Below are 22,262 nucleotides of genomic sequence, written 5' to 3' on the forward strand. Positions count from 1 at the left end.
CGCCGCTTTGGTCGGGTAATGCGGCCGCAAAAAACTAATATGAAGAGAGGTCCTGAATGCGCCATCAGGTGCAGTGGAAGTTGTGCTGGGAAAACGAATTGCAGCTCTCCGATCACGTTGAGCTCGCCGAGTTCTTTCGTGATACGTACGGGCCGACTGGGGCGTCCAACGCAGAACCGTTCGAAGGTAGTCGAAGCTGGGCCGGAGCCAGGCCTGAACTCCGCGTGATCGCCTATGATTCAAGTGGTGTAGCGGCTCACATGGGCATACTGCGCCGTTTCATCAAGGTTGACGCGGTCGACCTGTTGGTGGCTGAGCTGGGCCTGTACGGGGTACGCCCGGACCTTGAGGGTCTCGGAATCGCCCATTCAATCCATGTCATGCTTCCAATACTGCAGGAGCTTGGCGTTCCATTCGCTTTCGGAACGGTCCGGGACGCGCTGCGGAATCATGTTGAGAGGTTCGGGCGGCGATACAGGCCTTTGGCCGTTTTGTCGGGAATTCGCGTGCGCTCGACCCGACCAGAGGCCCGCCTCGACCTGCCGCCCACACGCATCGATGACGCACTCACCATTGTTCTGCCGGTTGGACGGCCGATCAGCGAATGGCCCACGGGCACGATGATAGATCGGAACGGACCAGAGCTATGAGCCGTCCCGATTGCTTGTACGAAGTGCGCCGTGAGTGCTCTGACGGCACCGGCCGTCGCAGCGTTTATCTGACGTTTGACGACGGTCCCAATCGACTTTTCACACCGGAGATTCTCGATGTGCTGGCAGAGCAGCGGGTGCCGGCGACTTTCTTCGTCATCGGCGCCTACGCCTTAGAGCACCCAGATCTAATCCAACGGATGATCGCAGAAGGGCACGAGGTAGGCAACCACACGATGTCTCATCCGGATCTGTACCAATGCGGTTTCGGCGAAGTGCAACGTGAGGTCTTTGAAGCGAACGACGCCATCATGAGAGCGTGCCCGCAGGCCTCGGTGCGCTATGTTCGCGCGCCCTACGGCGCCTGGAGTGAAGAAGTCTTCACAGCGTCACAGATCGCCGGGCTGGCGGCCCTCCATTGGTCCGTCGACCCTCGAGATTGGTCTCGCCCTGGGGTCGACGCGATTATCGATAAAGTGCTCGCCTCTGTCCGGCCGGGCGCAATCGTACTCTTGCACGACGGATGCCCTCCCGGCGAGTTGGGCCGGGGCGCTCACGCCGGTCTGCGCGACCAGACGGTCACGGCGCTGTCCCGGCTGATTCCAGCATTGCGTGAGCGCGGATTTGTAATCCGCTCACTTCCTCAACATCACTGAACAAACGAGATCCCATGACTCTTCTTGGTACAACCAGCACTGTGGCCATATCGCTTTATGCGCTGCTCTCGACTGCTTATAAGAGCATGCAGGGGCTTTATGCTCTGCCGACAAACGACTCATCGGCGTTGGAGGTTCTCGTCGGCTCCGATCAACTGCCCAGCGTGGATGTCATCGTCCCCTGCTTCAACGAGGATCCGCGCACGCTTTCAGAGTGCCTGGCTTCCATTGCCGACCAAGAATACGCCGGAAGACTTCGGGTCTATGTGGTTGATGACGGTTCTGGAAATCGCGAAGCCTTAGGAACTGTCCACGAAGCCTACGCGCGCGACCCTAGGTTCGACATCATTTTGCTTCCCGAGAATGTTGGAAAGCGCAAGGCGCAGATCGCCGCGATACGCCGCTCATCAGGGGATCTGGTGCTTAACGTTGATTCAGACACGTTACTCGCGTCCGACGTCATTGCCAAGCTTGTACCGAAGATGCGAGATTCAGCGGTCGGCGCAGTCATGGGTCAGTTGACGGCCAGTAACCGGACCGAGAGCTGGCTGACCAGGCTGATAGACATGGAGTACTGGCTGGCTTGCAACGAGGAGCGCGCGGCGCAGGCTCGCTTCGGTGCCGTTATGTGCTGTTGCGGCCCATGTGCCATGTACCGCCGGTCTGCGCTCCTTTTGTTACTGGACCAGTATGAGTCGCAGTTTTTTCGGGGCAAGCCAAGTGACTTCGGTGAGGATCGCCATCTTACTATCCTGATGCTGAAAGCAGGCTTTCGAACCGAGTACGTTCCGAGCGCCATCGCGGCCACAGTCGTCCCGAACAGACTAGGACCGTATCTGCGCCAACAACTCCGTTGGGCACGAAGCACATTCCGGGACACGCTGCTTGGGCTGCGCTTGCTGCCCAGCCTGAATAGCTATCTCACATTGGACGTGGTCGGACAGAATCTCGGCGCGCTACTCCTCGCCGTATCGGTATTAACGGGCCTCGCACATTTCGCACTGACAGGCTCTGTGCCTTGGTGGACAGGACTGATGATTGTGTCCATGACCATGCTCCGATGCAGCGTGGTAGCATTTCGTGCCCGACAGTTTCGATTTTTGGGCTTTTCGCTGCACACGTTCATCAACATCTTTCTCTTGCTTCCGTTGAAAGCCTACGCGCTGTGTACATTGAGCAATAGCGATTGGCTGTCGCGAGGCTCTGCTGTCGCTACATCGAACACTGGGGGAAAACAGGCCCCCACCCAAACTCCGATCACTGGTTCCAGCAGGGCAGAATTCTCGCCGCATGCGGCTCCGCTTCGCAGGCTCAATCTTGCGCGGGATTCTTCGGAATTAGTGCTGTCGGGCAACATTTGCGGCGACGAGTGATCGCTAATTACCTAGTGGACGAGAGGTGCACGAGTTTGACCCAGAACGTGAATCATCAGTTGCTTGATCGGGAATTGGCCGCAGACGATCCGTGGCTTCTCGACGGCAATCCGTTCGAGCGGAAGCGCCACACGCAAATGCTCCAGCTGGCGCTTGCCCAAGGCTCCATTTCAAATGCCCTCGAAGTCGGGTGCGCTGCCGGCGCATTCACGGAAAAACTAGCCCCCTACTGCCAAGGGCTCACCGTCATCGATGTCGTGGCGCAAGCGATTGCTCGAGCACGTCAACGGATAAACGAGCCGTCGCGCATCAACTGGATAGTCTCCGATGTTCAACAGTTTTCGACCGACGAGTTGTTTGACCTGATCGTTGTGGCGGAGGTCCTCTACTATCTCGAAGACATAGCCGAGATGCGCGCGGCCGTCAAAAACCTGGTGCGGGTGCTTGCGCCTGGCGGGCATCTGATCTTCGGATCGGCAAGGGATGCTAATTGCCGTCGCTGGGGCCACGCCGCTGGTGCTGAGCCGGTCATCGCCATGCTGAACGAAACGTTGATCGAGGTAGAGCGTCTTGAGTGTCGGGGCGAGTCGGTCAACGAAGACTGCTTGCTCGTGCGTTTCCGAAACCCGCTTTCCGCTTCCTGATGAATCGAATCTATCGCCGTTAACCTGGAGACACTATGCGCATCTTTGGTATCAAGCTGACCCATGATGGGGCGATCGCCCTGGTCGAGGATGGACGGCTCGTCTTCTGCGTTGACCAGGAAAAGCGGCACAACGATCCGCGTTACCAAGCCATCGATAATCTCTACGCAATTGTCGCCGCTTTACCGGAACAGGGGCTAAATCCTTGTGATGTCGATCAGTTCGTTATCGACGGCTGGGATGGCGAAGACGAGTCACAGTTTCAGGTCCGGCAGGCAACCAAGCAACCGCCAGTCTTGGCGTCCCTCTCGGTAAAATGAACCCATGTCCATGGTAGCGATCGATCTTACTGACGTAAGCAAAACTTATGACAAGCTCGTTGTCGACAGACTGTCGTTCCGCGTTGCGGCGGGGGAATGCTTCGGGCTCTTGGGACCGAACGGCGCGGGCAAAAGCACGATTGCGCGTATGGTCCTCGGCATGACATCGCCCGATGCGGGGAAGATTACTGTGCTCGGCGTTCCAGTGCCGGCGCGCGCGCGTTTGGCACGTATGCGCATCGGCGTGGTCCCGCAGTTCGACAATCTTGATACCGCGTTCACTGTACGCGAGAACCTGTTGGTGTTCGGGCGCTACTTCCGGATGAGCAGACGCCAGATCGATGCGGTCATACCATCGCTGCTTGAGTTCGCCCGCCTCGAGAACAAAGCGGATGCGCGCGTCGCCGAACTGTCCGGCGGCATGAAGCGGCGCCTGACGCTCGCGCGTGCGCTGATCAATGACCCGCACTTGCTGGTGATGGACGAGCCGACCACCGGCCTCGATCCGCAGGCCCGCCACCTGATCTGGGAACGGCTGCGATCGCTGCTGGCGCGGGGCAAGACTATTCTTTTGACTACCCATTTCATGGAAGAGGCCGAGCGGCTGTGCGATCGGCTGTGCGTTATGGAGGAGGGGCGCAAGATCGCCGAAGGCCGCCCGTCCGCACTCATTGACGAGCAGATCGGCTGTGACGTGGTCGAGGTCTACGGCGGCAATCCGCATGAACTGGGTGCGCTGATCCGGCCGTACGCACAGCGCATTGAGGTGAGCGGTGAGACGCTTTTTTGCTATGCACCCGATCCGGAGCAGGTGCTGGCGCAGCTACGCGGGCGCGCGGGTCTACGCCTTCTGCAGCGTCCTCCCAATCTCGAGGATGTGTTTTTGCGGCTAACCGGGCGCGAGATGGAGGACTGAACAATGGGCGAACGTTATGCGGCGGGCATGCCCGCCAATGCGTGGAATTGGGTCGCGGTTTGGCGCCGCAACTATCTTGGATGGAAGAAAATCGGGCTTGCATCGGTGCTCGGCAACCTCGCCGATCCGATGATCTATCTGTTCGGTCTCGGCTTTGGAATCGGAACAATGATAGGTCCTGTTGAGGGCACTTCGTACATTGCGTTTCTCGCGGCTGGCATGGTTGCCACAAGCGCGATGGCATCGGCGACCGCTGAAACGGTTTACGGGAGTTTCGGCCGCATGGGCGACCAGCGCACCTGGGAAGGAATGCTATGCACTCAGCTGACGCTCGGCGATATCTTACTCGGCGAATTGGCGTGGGCAGCCACCAAGGCCCTGATGGCGGGCACAGCAATCACTATTGTTGCGACCACGCTAGGCTACGCATCGTGGCCATCCATCCTCTGCTTGCTGCCAGTCATCGCTCTCAGTGGCCTCGCCTTCGCGAGTCTAGCGATGGTCGTCACGGCGCTTGCGCCCAGTTATGAATATTTCATATTTTATAATACGCTTGTTATAACACCCATGCTGTTCCTTTGCGGCGCGATGTTTCCGGTCAACCAATTGCCCGGCGCTTTTCAGGACATCGCCTCCTTGTTGCCGCTCGCACATGCAATTGACCTCATTCGTCCGGCGATGCTTGGCCGTCCCGCCGGCAGCATGGGCCTGCATATCGGCGCGCTTTGCATATACACGGTTTTGCCGTTCTTCCTATCGGTTGCTCTGTTTCGTCGTCGGCTGATGCGTTGACGCTGTCACCATTCGTGAAATTGATTGTTTGGGCGATACCCATCCACGCGTCGGATAGGTCAATGCATGCGTTTTAAGGGACTCGATCTAAATCTCCTCGTTGTGCTGGACGCTTTGATCAGGGAGCGTAAAGTCACCGCCGCAGCCCGCAGTATTAACCTGAGTCAGCCGGCCATGAGCGCCGCCGTCGGTCGGTTACGCGCCTATTTCAGCGATGAGCTATTTACGATGAACGGCCGCGAACTCATTTTGACACCGCGCGCGGAGGGGCTCGCCACAGCAGTCCGGGAGGCATTGCTGCACATCCAGCTGTCGATTATTTCCTGGGACCCCTTTAACCCGGTCGGATCGGATCGTCGCTTCCGCATCATCCTTTCCGATTACCTCACACTCGTATTTTTTAAGAAAATCGTAAAGCGTGCTGCGCGGGAAGCTCCCGCCGTCCGCTTCGAATGTCTGCCTATTTCCGACGACCCGGAGGAGCTTCTCCGGCGCGGCGACGTTGATTTTCTGATTATGCCGGAAGTGTTCATGTCGAAACATCCTCGCGCAGCCCTGTTCGAAGATATGCTCGTATGCGTAGGCTGCGGCACGAACAAGCAGCTGTCAGAGCCACTTACATTCGACCGATACTTGTCGATGGGGCAGGTTGTGCTTAAATTCGGGGACACCCGGCAGCCCTCCATCGAGGAATGGTATTTGCTCGAGAACGGTTTCGAGAGACGTATCGAGGTCGTCGTACACGGCTTTAGCATGATCCCGCCCCTTCTATCAGGCACCAGCCGCATCGGGACCATGCCGTTGCGGCTGGCGCAGCATTTCGCGAAATTAACACCCTTGCGGATTGTCGAACTTCCGCCGCCACTTCCTGCCGCATTCACGGAGGCCGTCCAATGGCCTGCGCTTCACAATAATGATCCGGCAAGCCTATGGATGCGGGAAATGATGTTGCAGGAGGCATCTCGTATGATTGCCCTGCCTAAGAGCACCGGACGTCTCAGTTGTCGGCCGAATTGAGAAACTGACCCCTCGGTTATGGGAGGAGGCATGGATGGCGATTGGGATTGGGCGATTCCTGCATTGTCGAGAACGATGCAGGGAGAGCAGATCCTTCAGCCTGAAGAGGTGGCAGCGATGCAGCGGCGGCATGAGGTTGGCGGGGAACCGACGGGCGAAGGAATTCGGGTGCGCGCGCAACACCGTGCATCGGCATCTAAGCGAGGGCGGGACTGTTCCGTTTCGCAAGCCCGTGCGGCCGACGGCGTTTGACGGACTGGACGATTGGCTGCGGGAGCGCTTCTTCCCCCATGGGTCGAGCCGGATGACGATCTCGACCCGCTCCAGATGCACCGGGAACGCCTTGCGCGGTCGCGCAGCACGTCGCGGCTCGCCTGTCGGTCTTGCGGCCTTGCGGCCTCGAGTTCGGACTCAATCGCGCCGAGCCCGGTCTGGATTCGAAGGCGAAGGCCTGCTGGGCACGTTCGAGCTTCTCGGAGCTGCGACCGAAGCGCCGCGCTCCAGCTGCTTGACGATCCCTGAAGGTCGGCGAGCCTCTCCTGGGCACGCTCGTTGAGTGTCGCCATCCGGACGATCTCGGCCTTGAGTGTTCGCTCCGGAGTTGTTGCAGTTCGGCCTTCTCCGCCGCCATGGGGACGAATATCGCCTTGAGCGGAACGATTTCGTGGAGACGGGCCAAAGCGCTTCTCTTCATGACGCCGACAAAAGCTTATTTTGCACGGCCAGAGGCCCGCCTTTTGCGCCTGAGTCACTTCGCCACGGCCTATCCGGCCGACGTCGGACGCCGTCTCCGTTCGGCTTAAGCGCGCCAGTCCATGCCTTCGACGAGCGCCATCAGTTGGGCGCGGCAAGCCGGATCACGCCGTTCTCCACCCGCGCCCAGCGGAACTTGTCCTCGTCCAGCGAGGCGCAGGTCGGGGAGTATGGTGAGCGCAAGGTGGCGGCTGAACAGGAACTGCGACGGATCGATATCGTCGCGCCGCAGTCAGGCACCATTCAACAACTCGCAGTTCATACGGTCGGCGGAGTGATTACGCCCGCCGATCCGATCATGCTAATCGTGCCGAAAGGCGACGATCTTGCGCTGGAAGTACGGATCACCCCGAAGGACATCGACCAAATCCAGCTTGGTCACAAGGCCGTGCTGCGGATGTCAGCCTTCAATCTGAGAACCACGCCGGAACGGATATGTCAGCCGGATCGCAGCAGATCTTGCGACGGACGAAAAAAACGGCATTTCGTATTACCTGGTGCGTCTATCGGTTCCGCATGCGGAACTGACGAAGCTCAAGGACCTGACGCTCGTGCCCGGCATGCCGGCCGAAGCGATGGTCCAGACGGGCGAGCGTACGGCGCTTTCCTATTTTGTGAAGCCGCTGTCGGACCAAATCAGTCGGGGCATTCCACGAGTAATGAAAGTAATTCTGTTAGCTTGGCGTAGGCCGCGTCGCGTAGAGCCCGTGCGGCCGACGTGCGGAAGCTGTCGTTCCGAGATCCTTGAACTCTCGGCTCGCGCGAACGCGCTCCCTAATGTTCCATTGCTCGCAATGGGCAGTGCTGGCGAGATACTCGGCAACACAGCCCTATGCCTGTTCTTCCGAGGCCGGCTTGACGGTGAGCGAATGCGTAACGCAGCTGTGAGGACCCGTCAGTTGTCGTTTCAGCTCGGCTTCGGTCAACTTCGACAGCCTGTCGGCGAAAGGCGCTATCACGAGACCATTGGCGGCAAATTGCCCTCCCCTTGTTGCGCGGTAGCAGCATGCGTGTCGGGGAAGGAACCGTCTCCGGCCCCCATTCATCGCTGAGCCGCGCCGTACCCGCCGCCACTTGTCCACGTCCAGCGCTTACGGTGCGGGTATGCCGGCGTCGAGCAAACAGAGAGAGGTTTGGGCCCAACCAGGGCGGCCGGTTACCAAGTTCTCCTCGTCCGCTTGAGTGTGAATGTTCGGGTCGATCGTCTGGGCGCGTCCCCGCCGCCTGCGAGCCCTGCTCAGCGGAAGGGCGAAGTGAACGTGAATGCATCCATTTCGTAAATGTGTGTCTATCCAAGCAATCGATTTCTCTAATTACCCGATGAGCAATATGAACGCGTCAGGCAGGGTGCATCATTAGGAGTATTTTTCGATGGCAAACATTATCGAGGGTAGCCCGGATGCCGAAACACTCCTCGGCACCAAGGGTGAAGATTGGATGGAGGGTTTCCAGGGCGGTGACTGGATTGACGGTCGTGGCGGCAACGACGAGATCTCGGCTGGCCCGGGCAGTGACCGAGCCCTTGGCGGCGAGGGTAACGACCGCATCTTCGGCGGAGATGGCTGGGACGATCTCTCCGGCGACAACGGCCGCTTCAACGCGCGCGTCTCCGGTGAGGACAATGACAGGCTCAGCGGCGGTCCCGGCCAGGATGTCCTCTACGTGGGTGACGGCCAGGATACGTTGACCGGGGGCACCGACAATGACACGTTCGTGTTCCAGTTCCACAATCCGGTGCCTGGGGTCGATCCGAGTGTCGGGTCGAAGCCGGACATTACCACTATCACCGATTTCAACCCGGCGGAGGACAAGTTCGCCTTCGATGCGGTGGGCCTCTACAACGACGGTTTTGGCGCGAACTTCGTCAACAACGCCAGCATACAGTCCGGCTACCCGGTGAGCAGCTTCTACAGTGGCGCGGCCTCGGGTGCGAACGGCGAACATGTCGTGGTAATCACTGGCGAATCTTTCAACTCTGCTAATGAGGCAGCGAGTGCGATCTCCGGCGAGCACGCCGGCGACATCATTGTCTACCAAAGCAGCTACACCGACAGAGTCGCAACTCTGGCCTATGTCACCGCCGACGGCAGCGCGCACGAGTTCGCCCACCTGGGCGGTGTGGTCACCGTGGCCGACCTAGGCCTGACCGCGTCGGACTTCACCTTCGTTTGATCCAGAAAAACGATACGGAACAGCGCCCCGCCCCCTGGGCGGGCGCTTTCCGTCTCCGCTACTTGCGATGGGCCGGGGCGCCGGGAGCAGTCGCAGCGTGTACAGCTTGACGAAGCCCTGCACGTCGCGCTGGTCGTACACCGAAACCTCCCTGAAGGCGTCTGTTCGGGCCCTTGCGGCCGGCCACGATGAATCCCTTCCAAACCTTCAGCCGGACGGTGTTGTTGTTGACCCGCTCCATTAGATGCCAAACCAAACATATTCGGCGGGAGCACTGATCCTGAATCAGCGAGTCGGTTGCCGCTCGGGGAGCAATATAGGGAGCTGGGTCGCCAGATCCTCACGGAGACCTACGTGAGTAACCATTCCTTGAAGGATTCAGCTTTGAGACCTTTCCCTCTGACTTCCGCTATTTGGGGAATTCTGTTGATCAGCGGCGTGGTCAACGTGCTTGCGCTGATCTCGCCGCTGTTCATGCTTCAAGTCTATGACCGCGTTCTGGCAAGTGGCAGCGTATCGACGCTGGTGGGGCTCGTGGTGCTTGCTGCGGGGCTTTATGCGTTCCAATGCTTGCTCGACATTTTGCGCGCCCGCGTGCTGCTGCGGATTGGCGAGCGTTTCGATGGAGAGTTTTCCGGACGCGTTCACAATGCGATCGTTCGCCTTCCGCTTTCAACGCGCATGCCGGGCGACGGCTTACAGCCGCTTCGCGATCTCGACAATGTTCGCGGCTTCTTAGGTGGAAACGGTCCGACAGCGTTCTTCGATCTGCCATGGATGCTGCTCTATCTTGGCATTTGCTTCCTCCTTCATTTCTGGATCGGCATGACGGCACTTATCGGGGCGGTCGGCCTCACATCTCTGACACTCCTTGCCAACACTCTCTCGCAACGGCCGATAAGCGATACCGTTTCCCACAACATGGCACGCAATGGTCTGCTGCAAGCAGCGCGTTGCAATGCCGAGGTCGTGCAAGCTCTCGGTCTTGGAAAGCGGATCGCTGCCCGATGGCAAAAGGCCAATGCCAAGTTTCTGGCCGCCAACCGGAAAGCTGGGGACGTGGCAGGTGGGCTGGGTGCCATTTCAAAATCGCTGCGCGTGCTGCTGCAATCGGCCATTCTTGCCGTCGGCGCGTACCTTGTCATCAGACAGGAGGCTACGGCCGGGGTTATGATTGCCAGTTCGATCATGATGGGGCGCGCGCTGGCTCCGGTCGATCTGGCCATTTCAAGCTGGAAACCTTTCCTCATGGCGCGCCAGGGTTGGGCGCGGCTGGAGGAACTCCTGGAAAAGGTTCCTGAATCCGCTGCCGTTATGCCAATGCCTGCACCTGAACGCGAACTGCGCCTCGAAGGCGTGACAATCGTTCCGCCCGGCGCAAGGAAGCCGACCGTGACCGGCCTTGCGTTTGCCATTCAGGCGGGAAGCGCACTCGGGATCATCGGTGCATCGGGCTCGGGCAAGTCGACACTCTCGCGCGCCATCGTCGGCGCATGGGCGCCGGTCGCCGGAAAAGTTCGCATCGACAGCGCAAGCCTCGATCAATGGGACCGGGAAGCACTAGGCCGTCATATCGGCTATCTGCCGCAAGGTGTTGAACTGTTCGACGGCACCATTGCCGAAAACATTGCTCGTTTTGAAGATAATCCTGACCCTGAGGCTATTGTCGCCGCGGCGAAAGCAGCGGGCACGCACGAACTGATCCTCCGATTTGAGCACGGCTACGAAACTCCGATCGGTGAGGCCGGATCGGCACTTTCCGCCGGGCAGCGCCAGCGTATCGGTCTTGCCCGTGCTCTTTATCGAGACCCTTTCCTTGTTGTGCTGGATGAACCCAATGCCAATCTCGATTCGGAAGGCGAGGCTGCGGTCATTAAGGCGATCGCCTCCGTGCGCGAGCGCAAGGGCATTGCGGTTGTCGTCGCCCATCGGCCCAGCGCCATCCGCGCCGTGGATTTGGTGTTGGTGATGGAAGGTGGACGGCAGCGAGCATTCGGTGCGCGTGATGAAGCGCTTTCCAAAGTCCTGAAGGGGACAGCGATGGCACGAGGCGCTGGCGTCAACGCTATCGAGTCTACACAGGATCACCTGGGAGAGCGCGCTGGCATGGAGGATCCCGGTGTCCGGCATTCATCAGAACAATGACGTTTCCAGCTCCATTCGCCGCCACCTGGTGGCGGGCCTTCTGGCGAGCGTAATCTTTGTGGGAGGAGCCGGAGCCTGGGCGGCCTTCACGAATCTCTCCGGTGCGGTTGTCGCGTCCGGACACTTTGTCGTCGATTCCTATGTCAAGAAGGTGCAGCACCCGACCGGCGGGGTGGTGGGAGAAATCCTGGTGCGCGAAGGCGATAAAGTGAAAGCCGGCGACATCCTCATGCGGCTCGATGCCACCCAGACGCGCGCCAATCTCGCCATAGTCACCAAGCGGCTCGATGAGCTCGCCGCCTACCAGGCAAGACTCGATGCTGAACGTGACGATCTCGCGGAGATCGCCTTCCCGGACTGGCTGCTCGCCCGAAGAGATGTTCCGGACGTAGCTTCGGCAATACATAGCGAGACGCTGCTGTTCGAATTCCGCAGACAATCCCGCGACGGAAAGCAGGCGCAACTGGCGGAACACATTACTCAATATCACCACGAGATCGAAGGATTCGAGGCGCAGGAAATTGCCTGTGAAAAAAGGATCGAGGTTCTCCTAAAGGAAATTGCTGTTCTGAGTGGGCTGCGCGACCAAGGCATTGTCTCGGACCAACGGTTGAACAGCCTGAAGATCCAGGTTGCCACTTTCGGTGGTGAACGCGGTGAGAAGATCGCACATCAGGCACAGACAGCAGCCCGCATAGCCGAAACGCGCCTGCAGATCCCGCAGATCGATCAGGATTTCAAGACCGAAGTCGGCCAGGAGCTCAGAGAGGTTCAGGCGCAGATCGGGGAGTATGGTGAGCGCAAGGTGGCGGCTGAACAGGAACTGCGACGGATCGATATCGTCGCGCCGCAGTCAGGCACCATTCAACAACTCGCAGTTCATACGGTCGGCGGAGTGATTACGCCCGCCGATCCGATCATGCTAATCGTGCCGAAAGGCGACGATCTTGCGCTGGAAGTACGGATCACCCCGAAGGACATCGACCAAATCCAGCTTGGTCACAAGGCCGTGCTGCGGATGTCAGCCTTCAATCTGAGAACCACGCCGGAATTGAACGGATATGTCAGCCGGATCGCAGCAGATCTGGCGACGGACGAAAAAAACGGCATTTCGTATTACCTGGTGCGTCTATCGGTTCCGCATGCGGAACTGACGAAGCTCAAGGACCTGACGCTCGTGCCCGGCATGCCGGCCGAAGCGATGGTCCAGACGGGCGAGCGTACGGCGCTTTCCTATTTTGTGAAGCCGCTGTCGGACCAAATCAGTCGGACATTCCGGGAGGAATGAAATAAGCCACAGAAATATATTGTTGTATTTCTTGGTTTCTTTGAGAGTGGTAACACCTGAAGGCACAGACATATTTCCTCATTTGCCTCTGGTCACAACTCTTTCTGTAGTGAATTTAGCATCTTAACGCACCCTCAAATGCAGAAATGTCCGCGTTTCATGTTGCAACTGAGTATCCTTGGTTTTCAACGGTTTTTAATGGTGCGCGACATGAAAGGCGACATGAAACACCGCCACCAGCGGCAGCGGGCTGTTCGTTTCTCTTCTGCGGAATGAAAGTCAGTCAGTGCCGCGTGGCTGACATCGCCTCGAACATATCCCAAGCCTCATCTCGGTTTCGGTGCTTGCCGGGAATGCGGACCCAGCACTGCTTCGCAAAGATCCGAGCTTCTAGATCGTCATCAGGATGCGTATCGGTCATAAGCGCCGTCCAGTCCCACTTCCGGGCTTCGCGGCGCATCACGTCGACCACAAACCAGCCGGAAGGCGGTCGATCACGTTCGGTGGTTCGCATGGCAGTTTCCTTCTGAACGAAAGATCCATCTCGACGGTCTCTTCACCTGTGGGTGCAATGCATAGGAAGGTCAGAATCTCGCGGGAGGCGTCGGCTATGGCGCTTCAACTTGCCGTTCTTTGAAAGATCGCATCACAAAATGGTGTGGCGGTCTGAGCAACTGCCTCCCCGTTCGAACATCGCGATGATGATCATGCGTCCGCCGCAGCACGGGCACGGAAGCGCAAGCCGTCCGGTTCGGCTGATGGGTCGTTAGTGGCGGGAGGCACGGCCGCGAGCACGGGATCTGCGGTATTGTCGCATTAGATTACCTGGCTCGCGATCGAGACGGTCTCTTCGTCTTGCGTTGCCGTCGGCTCGATCTGCGCCGCCTGCTTGAACGCGTCCAAAATGCTAACAATCGAGAGACTTTCCAATGGCAGATTCGGCGTGCGGACCTGCAGCAACAAACGGAAGAGCTGGATCTTGAAGAGCAGGTTGCGGATAGCACGTGGTGACGGGCGCCTGTTGATCGCTCGGAAGTAGCCTGGCACAAGTTGCCCCAGCTCGCCGACCTCATCCTTTGTGAAGCGGACATCGCCCTCGTTGAAGGGAAACGTCGGCGCGTCTGCCTGAATGGTTTCGGCCTGAGCCGATCGTTTCCGAACCCGTTCCAGGTCCGCTCGGGCCTGCTCCTCCATCGCGACGGTCTGATCGTAGCGCTTGATCACGTCGGGGTTCTGGGCAAGTCGCTCTTCAGCCGACAGGGCTTCGAGCTTGCGGTTAAACTCCTCGGCCGCTGCGTTCTGTCGCATCCTGACGGTCTTTTCTTGCTCCGATGGGGGAAAGAAGGCATCCGCCAATCCCATATCCCGCAAGTGCTTTGGCACCGGCTTTGAGGATGGTGCATCGATATCGACAAATGGTCGTTTCTGCCCTTCACGCACAAGTTCGATGGTCGACTTCGCACTGGCTTTGGCGGCTACCGCATTTTGCAGAACCCTTTCCGCCCTTTGCAGCTCGTCAATTCGCCGCCCTTCCGCGTCCTGCTTTTCCTGCTCTTCGCTTTCCTCAAGCTCGCGCGAGGAAAGCTTCACGGCTAAGGCCGCTACGTCGCGATCACTCAGCGCCGGGAAGCGGAGGTGGCAGGCAAACAGCTTTTCGTTCTGCTCGGCAACGATCTCTTGCTTCGCAATCAGCCTGGCGTTAGCGGCACTAGCTCCGACAATGTCGGCGGCGCGTTCGTCGATCATGTCCGTGTAGTGCTTGGCAATAGCAAACGCCAGAACCCGTTCGTCGACCAGCATCAGCACCTGCAATCTGTTCCTGAGAACCGGGTCGTCGACCAACAATTTCATGTTCTCAATTACAGTCAGCATGTCGTCTGGGCTGCATCGGTCTAGGTCGTCGACGATCAACAGCACACGGTCTGGTCCGGGCGCGGAAATCCACCAGGGGCCCAGGATGGTGACCAAGACAAGTCCAATCCAGGCCAAGAGTATCCAGTTTTCCGGATTGGTTGCCGCACGCTCTTCGGATTTCTGGTTGTGCGCGCTTTTGGGCCCCACGGTTTCATTATGCAATCCTTCGCCAACGCCGCCGTCGAGGATTTGGGCGATCGCCTCAAGGCTCCGGATGAGAAAGCCACCCTCTCGGGGCTGGGGCGATGTGCACAGACCGTAGGCCCAGCCAACTGCCACGGCTGCCAATATCAGTAGGGGGAACACCAGCGTGGTCCGCACGGACCGCCTCTGCCCGTTGGTCGATGGAAACTCGCTCCTTCCGTCACCCTCCGACGGAACGTCGGGCGGTTTCTTCGTCCAAGCCGACAGCAACGCTTTCACGTCCTCCCCGACCAATGCCAGCATACCGAGCCGCTCCGGCCCAGTGCTCAGCCTGGCGTTCTTCGCGAAAATGGCTCTGACCTTGGTTTGCACCTTGGGAGCGATTACGGCCATGTGAGCGAGCGCGCCTGTCCCGATCAGGGCTCCCAGTACAGCTGCGAGTTGCAAAGTTGCGCTGAGAGGGATCGCCAATAGGGCGAGCGACATCAGCGCGCCGACGAGCGGCCATGGCCCATAGCGAAAATGGGACGCTCTGGCCGCCAGAGCCATCCTATCGAAACTGCGCAGGCTGGCCCCCGCACGCTCGACGAGGCTCTTGTAGAGGTACACCCATGCTTCAGGCGCCTGACGGTACTTCCAGGCATTGTGGCCTACGACCTCGTAGCGCAGCTTAGCAAACGGTTGTTGGGGTGCTCCAGTCTGTGTGACGAAGTCTTCCGGGGATTCTAGCAAAGGCTTCAGCAGCCGCGTGAGCGTGGTCTTTCCGCTGCCCCATGGCCCAAAGAGGGCAAAAGTGAATTCGTCCTCAGCGCTGCGCAGGATTGTTGCCAGAGCTTCTGCGTAATCTTGAACGAAAAGCGACAACTCTTTGTCATCTGCCTCCCTGACCATCCTTGGGATGCGCCCCGCCTTAGTCTTCGCGACTCCCTTCATCCCCCTCACCAGGGCACCCAACTGCCATTCTTCGATACGCGTCGGCAGGCGAGCTTCCGGGTCATCGAGACTTCGCAGGACGATATCCGTTAGCCTTACTTCTCGCTTGCTGCCGCAGGCCTGGAAGACATGTGTCAACCCGGGACCAAGGCGGACGCCCACGAGGCTAGTTGCCGGCGCGATCCCCCTGAACAACTCAATGTCCGGTACAGGGATTTTTTGAAAGAAACTCTCGGCCGCGGCGTCGAGGCGACTGGAGAAGCCCCCCCGAACGAGCTCGCCCCAACGGCGTAATTGATCGAACTCGTCGCTCAACCGTTCGGCATCGTCAGAAACAGTAGTGGCAAGCCTGCGGGCCATAAGGAGGGTTGTCAAAAATACAGTCGACGTGGAAAGTATTTCGCGTTCTCTGACCTTCTCCGGCAAATACCTCGCGCATTCGAGCAGGACGTGGGCGCATATCGGGCTGAGGATTAGACTCTCAATTCCTAATGCCTGCTCAAAGAGGGAGGCCAAGAGGGACTCTACCCGAGTTCGAACCTCAGTGCTGGCGCCGGGTACAATTACAGTTGGCATCGCCTCCCCCGATCGCGATCTTCCTAGCCTACACTCTGATAACAGCAATTGCTCGATTTGACAGCTACGGGTCGATGCACAAGTCAAATTTTCTTAAAGCATGGTATCCGCGTTCGCTTAGGCTTTTTCGGGTAATATTCGGCTTGCTACTTCGATCGGGTGCCGCATCTGCGTTTCTGATGATCCTCGGTACCATAGAGGTCCCATCGGGGCGAAATTCTGAAAGATGGCTAGACCGATACCTGCTCGTCAGGCGTTGTCCTGAAACAGGTCGGCCGCGCGGCCCAATGTCAGCGCAACATGCAAGGTGATTGATGAGCACCACGGGAGTGGTTTCCATCGATGCAAATCTGGCCGGTCGTCATCCTTGCTTCTTCTTCCATCTCGTCAGTCCGGCTCTACAACACGCATACGCCGGTAATCCCACCCGCCAATTTCAATCAGCCCCTATGCAAATAGGACAACAGGCCCAATACACTGTCTCGCGAAGCTGATGTCGGTGTGGATAAGCGGCGCGAAGCAGCTAGCCAGTCTAGTTTGTCCCCTTCAAGTTAATCGCTCTGCGATCCTGGAGACGGCGCAGCAAGGCAACGGCTCCCGGTCTTGCCCATTTCACATCTGACGCAAAGACGCCGTCTGCCACGTACGATCCACCAGCGTAGCCACTCGTGAAAGCCCAAAGGAACGGCGACGACACCTGATGGCGACGGTAGCCATAGCCATTGTATCCCTCGAGCCGATCTAGCATGTCGCCTAGGTCGAGCGTGTCAGCGTTGTCCAATTTGTAAAGCTTGATCGCGTCGATCGCGCTTGCCTCCCACGTAAACGGAGGCTGCCCCTGGAGCGGTCGTCCGGCGGGGACATGAACTGTTTGGGCCGTGAGCGGATCGCCGTTGTGAAGGTGAGTGCTGAAATCGCCTCCGGTCTCCAACATCCATACAACGCCCACGACGTACCAAGGGGCATGGGTTGCTTTGGCTACGGTTTTGAATGTCTGGCGCCCGGCCGTGATCTTGTTGGCTTCGTTGTCGATCATGGACATCTGGCTGGCGTCTAGGGAAACCTGCCAGAAGGCTTGCGCGTAGTCAGAAGGGTCGAGGAAGGATGGCACAGCACCGCTGGGGGCAGGCAAAACCGGAAAGTACTTCGTGACTGCTTTTTTCAATTTGTCGCCCGGGTCTGCAATAAGTCCAGAATCAATAAAAAACAGGTTGTTCTGTTGCGCCGCCTTCGAATCGTTGGTCCGCATGGCACTTAACAGCAGGTCTGACTTTGCCGTTTCACGCTGCAAGTCGAGATCGTTAACGGCCTTCAATCTATCTTCAGAGCGCGTTTATAACCGTTGTAGGCGGCAACCCCGAGATTGCCCATGATCGTCACGATACCACCAATGATTGACAGGTTGAGTTGCCCATTCTTCCACCATGTCTTTTTGTTGCCATCCTGCGTTACATGTTCCGCCGTGAGCAACTTGGCTCTAGCTTCGGCCAAACGGGCCTCGCCTTCGAGCCTATCGAGGTCTGCATTGTCAGTCGATCGAGAGGACACCGTATTGCTCACCACACGCCCCTTCATCCGTTTGCAGATGCGCCAGAGGCGGCAATCACGGTAAGCCATCACTGGATAAAGGCGGCGCGGCCTTTGCTCCGATCGATACAGTTTGTGCTGGATGCGCTGGGGTTTGAAATCACGTCGAGAAGATTAAGCCAGTTCTTCTTAGGGCGCTGTGTTCGGCTTGCACGTCGCGGCCGGCCGGGTGCGAGGCGGCCAAAAGGATCGGGATGCGGTAGCGCTCCGTCGCCGCGTGGAGGCGGTCGAAGCGAATTCCAACGTCCACGGTAATTTGCACGCCGCCAACAGGGCGCGGTGGAACGCGTAATGCCTCGCCTCGAGAGTCCAGATGTCAGCCTCAGGTCCGGTGCGTCCAGCCTGGACGTTGAGGGCGTAGAGCGACGAGACGATCCCCGTCGCCCAGGCATCGTCGTCATTGCGGATCGCAGCGCGCAGCGCCTGCGTCTCGACCATCATGCGCACCGACATAGCATCGCGCAACTCGTCGAGAGAGAGTGGCACCACGCGAAAACCGCGCAGCGATTCCGTCGTCACCAGCCGCTCGGCCTGCAGGCGATTTAGCGCCTCGCGCAGCGGCGAGAAGCCCCTAATCCTTGAAACTCGCAGGTCCGACTAAGCGGTGCCGGAAGTGATTGCGGATGTGCTCGTTGAAATAACGGCTTTGGCGAAGGCAGATTTGAACGCGGTAAAGATCTCAGGCGGTACGTCCGAGAACTCGTAGTGCTTCCCGCTGGCGACAAACCAAACCGAGAGTACCCTGTTGTTACGGTCATAGTCGAACTTGCGTATCGAGGTCGACGGTATTGAACGGCCAAGGGGAGATTCTCGCAAAGCAACGAACCAACGAGCGGCGGAGGGGTTGGTTGCGCACGAGAACTGACCAATCAGTCGTGGTGGTCGACAACGTCCGTCAGGAAACAGAGCGAAAATAACCGCTGCAAATTTGCACGAGCACCGAACCGAGAGCCAAACAGTGGCAACATCGCAATCGGCTGGAGCAAACGAGAGTGACTTTCCGTCCAGCATGCCATGCCCTGGCCGTGGGGGCGGTATGATTGGGGCCGCAAGTGGACTGTCCGGTTATAGGACGTGCCCAGCCGATAGATGCCCTTCGGCAGGCGACCCCATCGATCTATCGACGACAGCCTTTGGGGAAAATCAGCCGTTCGGGCAGGCCCGTTAATGCTCAACGCCGTTGTTTCTCTACGGGTGGCCGGTTGGAATTCAAAGCTGAAGCCTTTCATCACGCGCCGCGCTTCCTGTCCGCTTGTGAAACATGCGCATCCTTTGTAGATCGAGAGCAGAGCGTAATGATCTGCTGACTCCAACTGCTGTTAATTAACAATACCGCCTCGCAATTTCCTCCTGAGGTGGGGAGCGGCCTGCTGCTGGACCACGCGGAGCCTTCGAGACGCCGATCAAGCGATGCGCAGACATTGCCAGGAGGAGAACCGTGCTGAGAAGCGATGATGGGGGAAAGGGTGTCGACCTATTTTACCGATCGGGAATACGGAGCACGTCCCGCAACCATTTACGTTATTGATGCGCGTCTGTGGGCTGGCCTTTACAGCTTGATCCAGACGAGGATCGGCGACGGCTCGTTTGGCCTGCGCTTTCCGGAAAAGTGTCCCGACGGCAACGGTCCGTACGGATGTGATGCTCAGGCCTTCAGCCGGGTGCTGGGCGCCGAGGTGCCGTGGATTCTGTGGCCGCTCTCCGCAAACGAAGTGCCCGATACGCCGGTGATCCTCGATCTGCTCGAGTTTTGCGCCAGCGCCGTGGGCGAACCGATCAAGGGCAGTTATCACTCCTACTTCGGCCACCATCACTTGAGCTGGAACCGCGATGCTGGCCTCACGCGATTTGTGGCGGACGTGAATCTCCTGTTTCGTCGCAACGCGGTCGCTTATGAGCTAACACCGATCGGGCAGGCTCGCCGCCTCCTCCCCCAGCCGATCGCCAATGCGCTCGGTTGGGCGATGTTTCAGACGGGCGATGCGGAAACCGACCGGCTGCTCGAAGCCGCTCGGCAACGGTTTCTCTCGCCAAAGCCCGAGAACCGGCAGGACGCGCTGGAGAAGCTGTGGGATGCTTTTGAACGGCTGAAGACGCTGGAACCCGGCGCCAATAAGCGCGCCCAGGCCGATGCGCTGCTGGACCGCGTCGCCACTCAGGACTCTGGGTTCCGGAACGCTCTTGGCCGGGAGGCTGCCGAGCTGACGACGATCGGGAACAGCTTCCGCATTCGTCATTCCGAGACGACGCAGGAGGTGCTGATCTCTCCGGATCATGTCGATTACCTGTTTACGCGGATGTTTGCATTCGTGCGCGTTATCCTGAAGGGGACGGGGCGTGGCGGATGACCTCTACGGGCTTGTCTTCGGGCTTCTGCACGGGATGGGCCACACGCAATCGAGCGAAGAGCCGGAACGGATCGCCGGGCTGGTCGTGCCAGCTCCGGAGGGCTACTCGAAGCGGCAGCGTGTCGAAGCTGCGCTCGAGAAGCTCACGCAGGAAGAGTTGGCTCAGCTGGCGCTCAAATTCGCTGCGGCCCGCGATGACATCCCGCTCGATGAAGCGGGCCGCAAGGTGCTCGAGGCGGCCGAGCCGCCGTTGACGCAGATCACACGGCGAGACGTTGCGCGGATCCTCGGCGACGATCTCGCTGGCGAGCGCAGCACCGTTGAAGTGATCGAGGTCTACTTCCCGCTTTCCTCTCCATTTGAAGCCTTCTTCGGAAGCAAGGGCCCGAGCTTGCGCGACCAGATCATCCGGCACATGGATCAACATCCCGGCGACTGGTCGGTGGAAGACCTTTTTGGAAAGATCGGGGCCTTCGATTGTTCAAGGGCCAGGTTCGGCGCTTTGCTCGAACAGGCTGTTCACCCCCTTTCCCGATCTGGCGATGAGCAGGCGAAGACGGTCCATGCCCTGAACAAGGTCCTTTCGCGGGATGGATATGAGCTGGCCCAGGATGGCGAAATCTCCGGTCATCCGCTCTTCAGTTTTCGCTCTGTTGTGCGCGGGGTCGGTGGCAGGCCGAAGAACCTGATCTTTGCCTCGCGGGGACCAAAGCCGGAGATCGGCTTCGCCGATGCGATCAACAACGACATCGTCATACTGTCCGGCGAAGAGAGCTGCCTTGTTTACGACCGGCCGATCGGCGCGAGCGGACTTCTGTGGTCGGAGCTCGTCGCCTGGTGGGGCGAGGTTGCGCCGGGAGCAGATGCCGCAAAACTCGGGGCGCGCCTTCAGGAATCGCTGGCCTCGGACGCGGAACGCAAGCTTTTCGCGACCTACTTCAAGTCCTATCGCTCCGCCCTCGGCGAGGAGTTGCCCGCACTCCTGCCGCAAGTCTATCTTCACTATGACCCTGCAGTGGTGAAGACCCTGCGTCATCGACTGCCTCTGCCGCGTCAGCGCATGGACTTCCTTATGTTACTTCGCAACCGTCAACGCATCGTGATCGAGGTCGATGGCAAGCACCATTTCTCGGAAAACGACCTCCCATCATTGAATGTCTATGCCGACATGGTGTCGGCTGACCGTGAACTGCGCCTTGCAGGATATGAGGTCTACCGGTTCGGCGCGAATGAACTGGTCGGTAGCGGTGCCGAGGCGAGGATCACGGATTTCTTCGAGAAGCTTTTTCGGCTGCACCGCATTCGGCAATGAGGGTGTCGGGTCTCGGGCAAAAGGATGACTTCGCGCGGTTTCACATGGTCCGCGAGCGCGTCAGCGGCAGCGATGCCGCAGCTTGGATCGGCCCTCACGCGGCCATAGGTCGGCGCGACCTCCTCGCGAGGCCAGCGCTCGACGACCGCATCGCGTTCCTGCAAGGCGCAAGGCCAGCCAGGGCGACCTCGCTTGCGGCACAACGAACGCGTACTATAACGGCCGCTCGGGGAAAGATGACATGGACCTTTTGTTCGACGACGCGCAGCTGAAGCGGGTGTGGAATCAAGAAGCCATCCCGGTCATCTTGCGACGCATCGGTAAGGGCGAGAAATTACGGGTGCGGTTGCCCTACGGAGAAGGCAATCGCAAGTGGCTGCGCAATGAACGCCGGCATCGCCCGGAATGGATCGAGGAGCTGCGTTGCTGGGACTTGCCGAAAGCCTGGCTAAATGATTTCGTCGATCGCGCGCTTGTACGCTACCGCAGCGTTTACATTATTCAGCCGTACCGCGAGCAGGAGAAATGTTCCCCTGCTTGCCTCAACGCAACTGGGCACGATTGCGAATGTTCCTGCATGGTCGAGAACCATGGTGCAGGCAATGACGGCAGCTGGTTTGAAGTATCCGAGACATTCGCAACGCGATGGGGTGGGCCTGAGCTGGCGTGTCGGCTTCTAACAGCCAAAAGTTGCGCGTCAGCAGGCGACCACGGGTAGGTCG

19 protein-coding genes and 2 pseudogenes are annotated in these 22,262 nt (G+C 58.9%); 15 read left to right on the forward strand and 6 right to left on the reverse strand.

The window, feature by feature from the left end; genetic code table 11:
- Positions 1–56 precede the first annotated feature (56 nt).
- From NKI99_RS23315 to NKI99_RS23375, 12 genes and pseudogenes are all read left to right on the forward strand, one after another.
- On the forward strand, positions 57–650 hold the full coding sequence (locus NKI99_RS23315) for a NodA family N-acyltransferase (RefSeq protein WP_023736281.1): 594 nt from the start codon (positions 57–59) through the stop codon (positions 648–650).
- Positions 647–1,306 carry a chitooligosaccharide deacetylase NodB gene (gene nodB / locus NKI99_RS23320; RefSeq protein ID WP_023766912.1) on the forward strand — a complete coding sequence of 220 codons (660 nt, stop codon included), beginning with the start codon at positions 647–649 and terminating at the stop codon, positions 1,304–1,306. The genes NKI99_RS23315 and nodB overlap by 4 nt, the downstream gene beginning before the upstream one ends.
- Positions 1,307–1,320: 14 nt before the next feature.
- On the forward strand, positions 1,321–2,679 hold the full coding sequence (gene nodC / locus NKI99_RS23325) for a chitooligosaccharide synthase NodC (RefSeq protein ID WP_023784692.1): 1,359 nt from the start codon (positions 1,321–1,323) through the stop codon (positions 2,677–2,679).
- A 35-nt stretch (positions 2,680–2,714) separates the two neighbouring features.
- Positions 2,715–3,323, forward strand: a complete 609-nt coding sequence (gene nodS, locus NKI99_RS23330; protein ID WP_023770905.1) for a nodulation methyltransferase NodS — start codon at positions 2,715–2,717, stop codon at positions 3,321–3,323.
- A 35-nt stretch (positions 3,324–3,358) separates the two neighbouring features.
- Positions 3,359–3,604 (forward strand): annotated as a pseudogene (locus NKI99_RS23335) (carbamoyltransferase N-terminal domain-containing protein); the annotation flags it as partial.
- A gap of 43 nt (positions 3,605–3,647) precedes the next feature.
- Entirely contained in the window at positions 3,648–4,559 is a 912-nt protein-coding gene (nodI, locus tag NKI99_RS23340; protein ID WP_023736276.1) for a nodulation factor ABC transporter ATP-binding protein NodI, read from the forward strand.
- 3 nt (positions 4,560–4,562) lie between these two features.
- Positions 4,563–5,351, forward strand: coding sequence for an ABC transporter permease (locus tag NKI99_RS23345; RefSeq protein WP_023770906.1), 789 nt, complete (start codon positions 4,563–4,565; stop codon positions 5,349–5,351).
- Positions 5,352–5,417: 66 nt separating this feature from the next.
- On the forward strand, positions 5,418–6,368 hold the full coding sequence (locus NKI99_RS23350) for a LysR family transcriptional regulator (RefSeq protein WP_023736274.1): 951 nt from the start codon (positions 5,418–5,420) through the stop codon (positions 6,366–6,368).
- A gap of 904 nt (positions 6,369–7,272) precedes the next feature.
- A pseudogene (locus NKI99_RS23360) lies at positions 7,273–7,765 on the forward strand (beta-barrel domain-containing protein); the annotation flags it as partial.
- A gap of 727 nt (positions 7,766–8,492) precedes the next feature.
- Entirely contained in the window at positions 8,493–9,293 is an 801-nt protein-coding gene (locus tag NKI99_RS23365) for a calcium-binding protein (RefSeq protein WP_023766920.1), read from the forward strand.
- Positions 9,294–9,662: 369 nt separating this feature from the next.
- Positions 9,663–11,438: a type I secretion system permease/ATPase gene (locus tag NKI99_RS23370; protein WP_352612203.1), complete on the forward strand. Its 1,776-nt coding sequence runs from the start codon at positions 9,663–9,665 to the stop codon at positions 11,436–11,438.
- Positions 11,413–12,726 carry an HlyD family type I secretion periplasmic adaptor subunit gene (locus tag NKI99_RS23375; RefSeq protein WP_352441440.1) on the forward strand — a complete coding sequence of 438 codons (1,314 nt, stop codon included), beginning with the start codon at positions 11,413–11,415 and terminating at the stop codon, positions 12,724–12,726. The genes NKI99_RS23370 and NKI99_RS23375 overlap by 26 nt, the downstream gene beginning before the upstream one ends.
- A 283-nt stretch (positions 12,727–13,009) precedes the next feature.
- On the opposite strand, the gene NKI99_RS23380 is transcribed toward NKI99_RS23375, so the two are convergent.
- From NKI99_RS23380 to NKI99_RS23405, 6 genes are all read right to left on the reverse strand, one after another.
- The gene (locus NKI99_RS23380; RefSeq protein ID WP_023736267.1) at positions 13,010–13,240 is read right to left on the reverse strand and encodes a hypothetical protein; all 231 of its coding nucleotides are present in this window, start codon (positions 13,238–13,240) and stop codon (positions 13,010–13,012) included.
- 302 nt (positions 13,241–13,542) lie between these two features.
- The gene (locus tag NKI99_RS23385; RefSeq protein ID WP_352612163.1) at positions 13,543–16,077 is read right to left on the reverse strand and encodes a P-loop NTPase fold protein; all 2,535 of its coding nucleotides are present in this window, start codon (positions 16,075–16,077) and stop codon (positions 13,543–13,545) included.
- Between the two features lie 748 nt (positions 16,078–16,825).
- The gene (locus tag NKI99_RS23390) at positions 16,826–17,608 is read right to left on the reverse strand and encodes a hypothetical protein (RefSeq protein ID WP_352612165.1); all 783 of its coding nucleotides are present in this window, start codon (positions 17,606–17,608) and stop codon (positions 16,826–16,828) included.
- Entirely contained in the window at positions 17,605–17,853 is a 249-nt protein-coding gene (locus NKI99_RS23395; protein WP_352612167.1) for a hypothetical protein, read from the reverse strand. The genes NKI99_RS23390 and NKI99_RS23395 overlap by 4 nt, the downstream gene beginning before the upstream one ends.
- Before the next feature lie 156 nt (positions 17,854–18,009).
- Complete coding sequence (locus tag NKI99_RS23400) at positions 18,010–18,399, reverse strand: FCD domain-containing protein (protein WP_352612169.1); 390 nt, start codon at positions 18,397–18,399, stop codon at positions 18,010–18,012.
- Between the two features lie 78 nt (positions 18,400–18,477).
- Positions 18,478–18,891, reverse strand: a complete 414-nt coding sequence (locus NKI99_RS23405) for a KTSC domain-containing protein (protein WP_352612171.1) — start codon at positions 18,889–18,891, stop codon at positions 18,478–18,480.
- 455 nt (positions 18,892–19,346) lie between these two features.
- On the opposite strand from NKI99_RS23405, the gene NKI99_RS23410 reads away from it, so the two are divergent.
- The 3 genes from NKI99_RS23410 (at position 19,347) to NKI99_RS23420 (ending at position 22,258) form a co-directional block, all read left to right on the forward strand.
- Complete coding sequence (locus tag NKI99_RS23410; protein WP_352612173.1) at positions 19,347–20,228, forward strand: hypothetical protein; 882 nt, start codon at positions 19,347–19,349, stop codon at positions 20,226–20,228.
- Positions 20,218–21,540, forward strand: coding sequence for an AbiJ-related protein (locus tag NKI99_RS23415; protein WP_352612175.1), 1,323 nt, complete (start codon positions 20,218–20,220; stop codon positions 21,538–21,540). Before NKI99_RS23410 ends, NKI99_RS23415 begins: the two co-directional genes overlap by 11 nt.
- Positions 21,541–21,781: 241 nt before the next feature.
- Positions 21,782–22,258: a hypothetical protein gene (locus NKI99_RS23420; protein WP_352612177.1), complete on the forward strand. Its 477-nt coding sequence runs from the start codon at positions 21,782–21,784 to the stop codon at positions 22,256–22,258.
- Positions 22,259–22,262: the final 4 nt, after the last annotated feature.

It is taken from the genome of Mesorhizobium sp. M0239 (assembly GCF_040321815.1).
Lineage (GTDB): Bacteria > Pseudomonadota > Alphaproteobacteria > Rhizobiales > Rhizobiaceae > Mesorhizobium.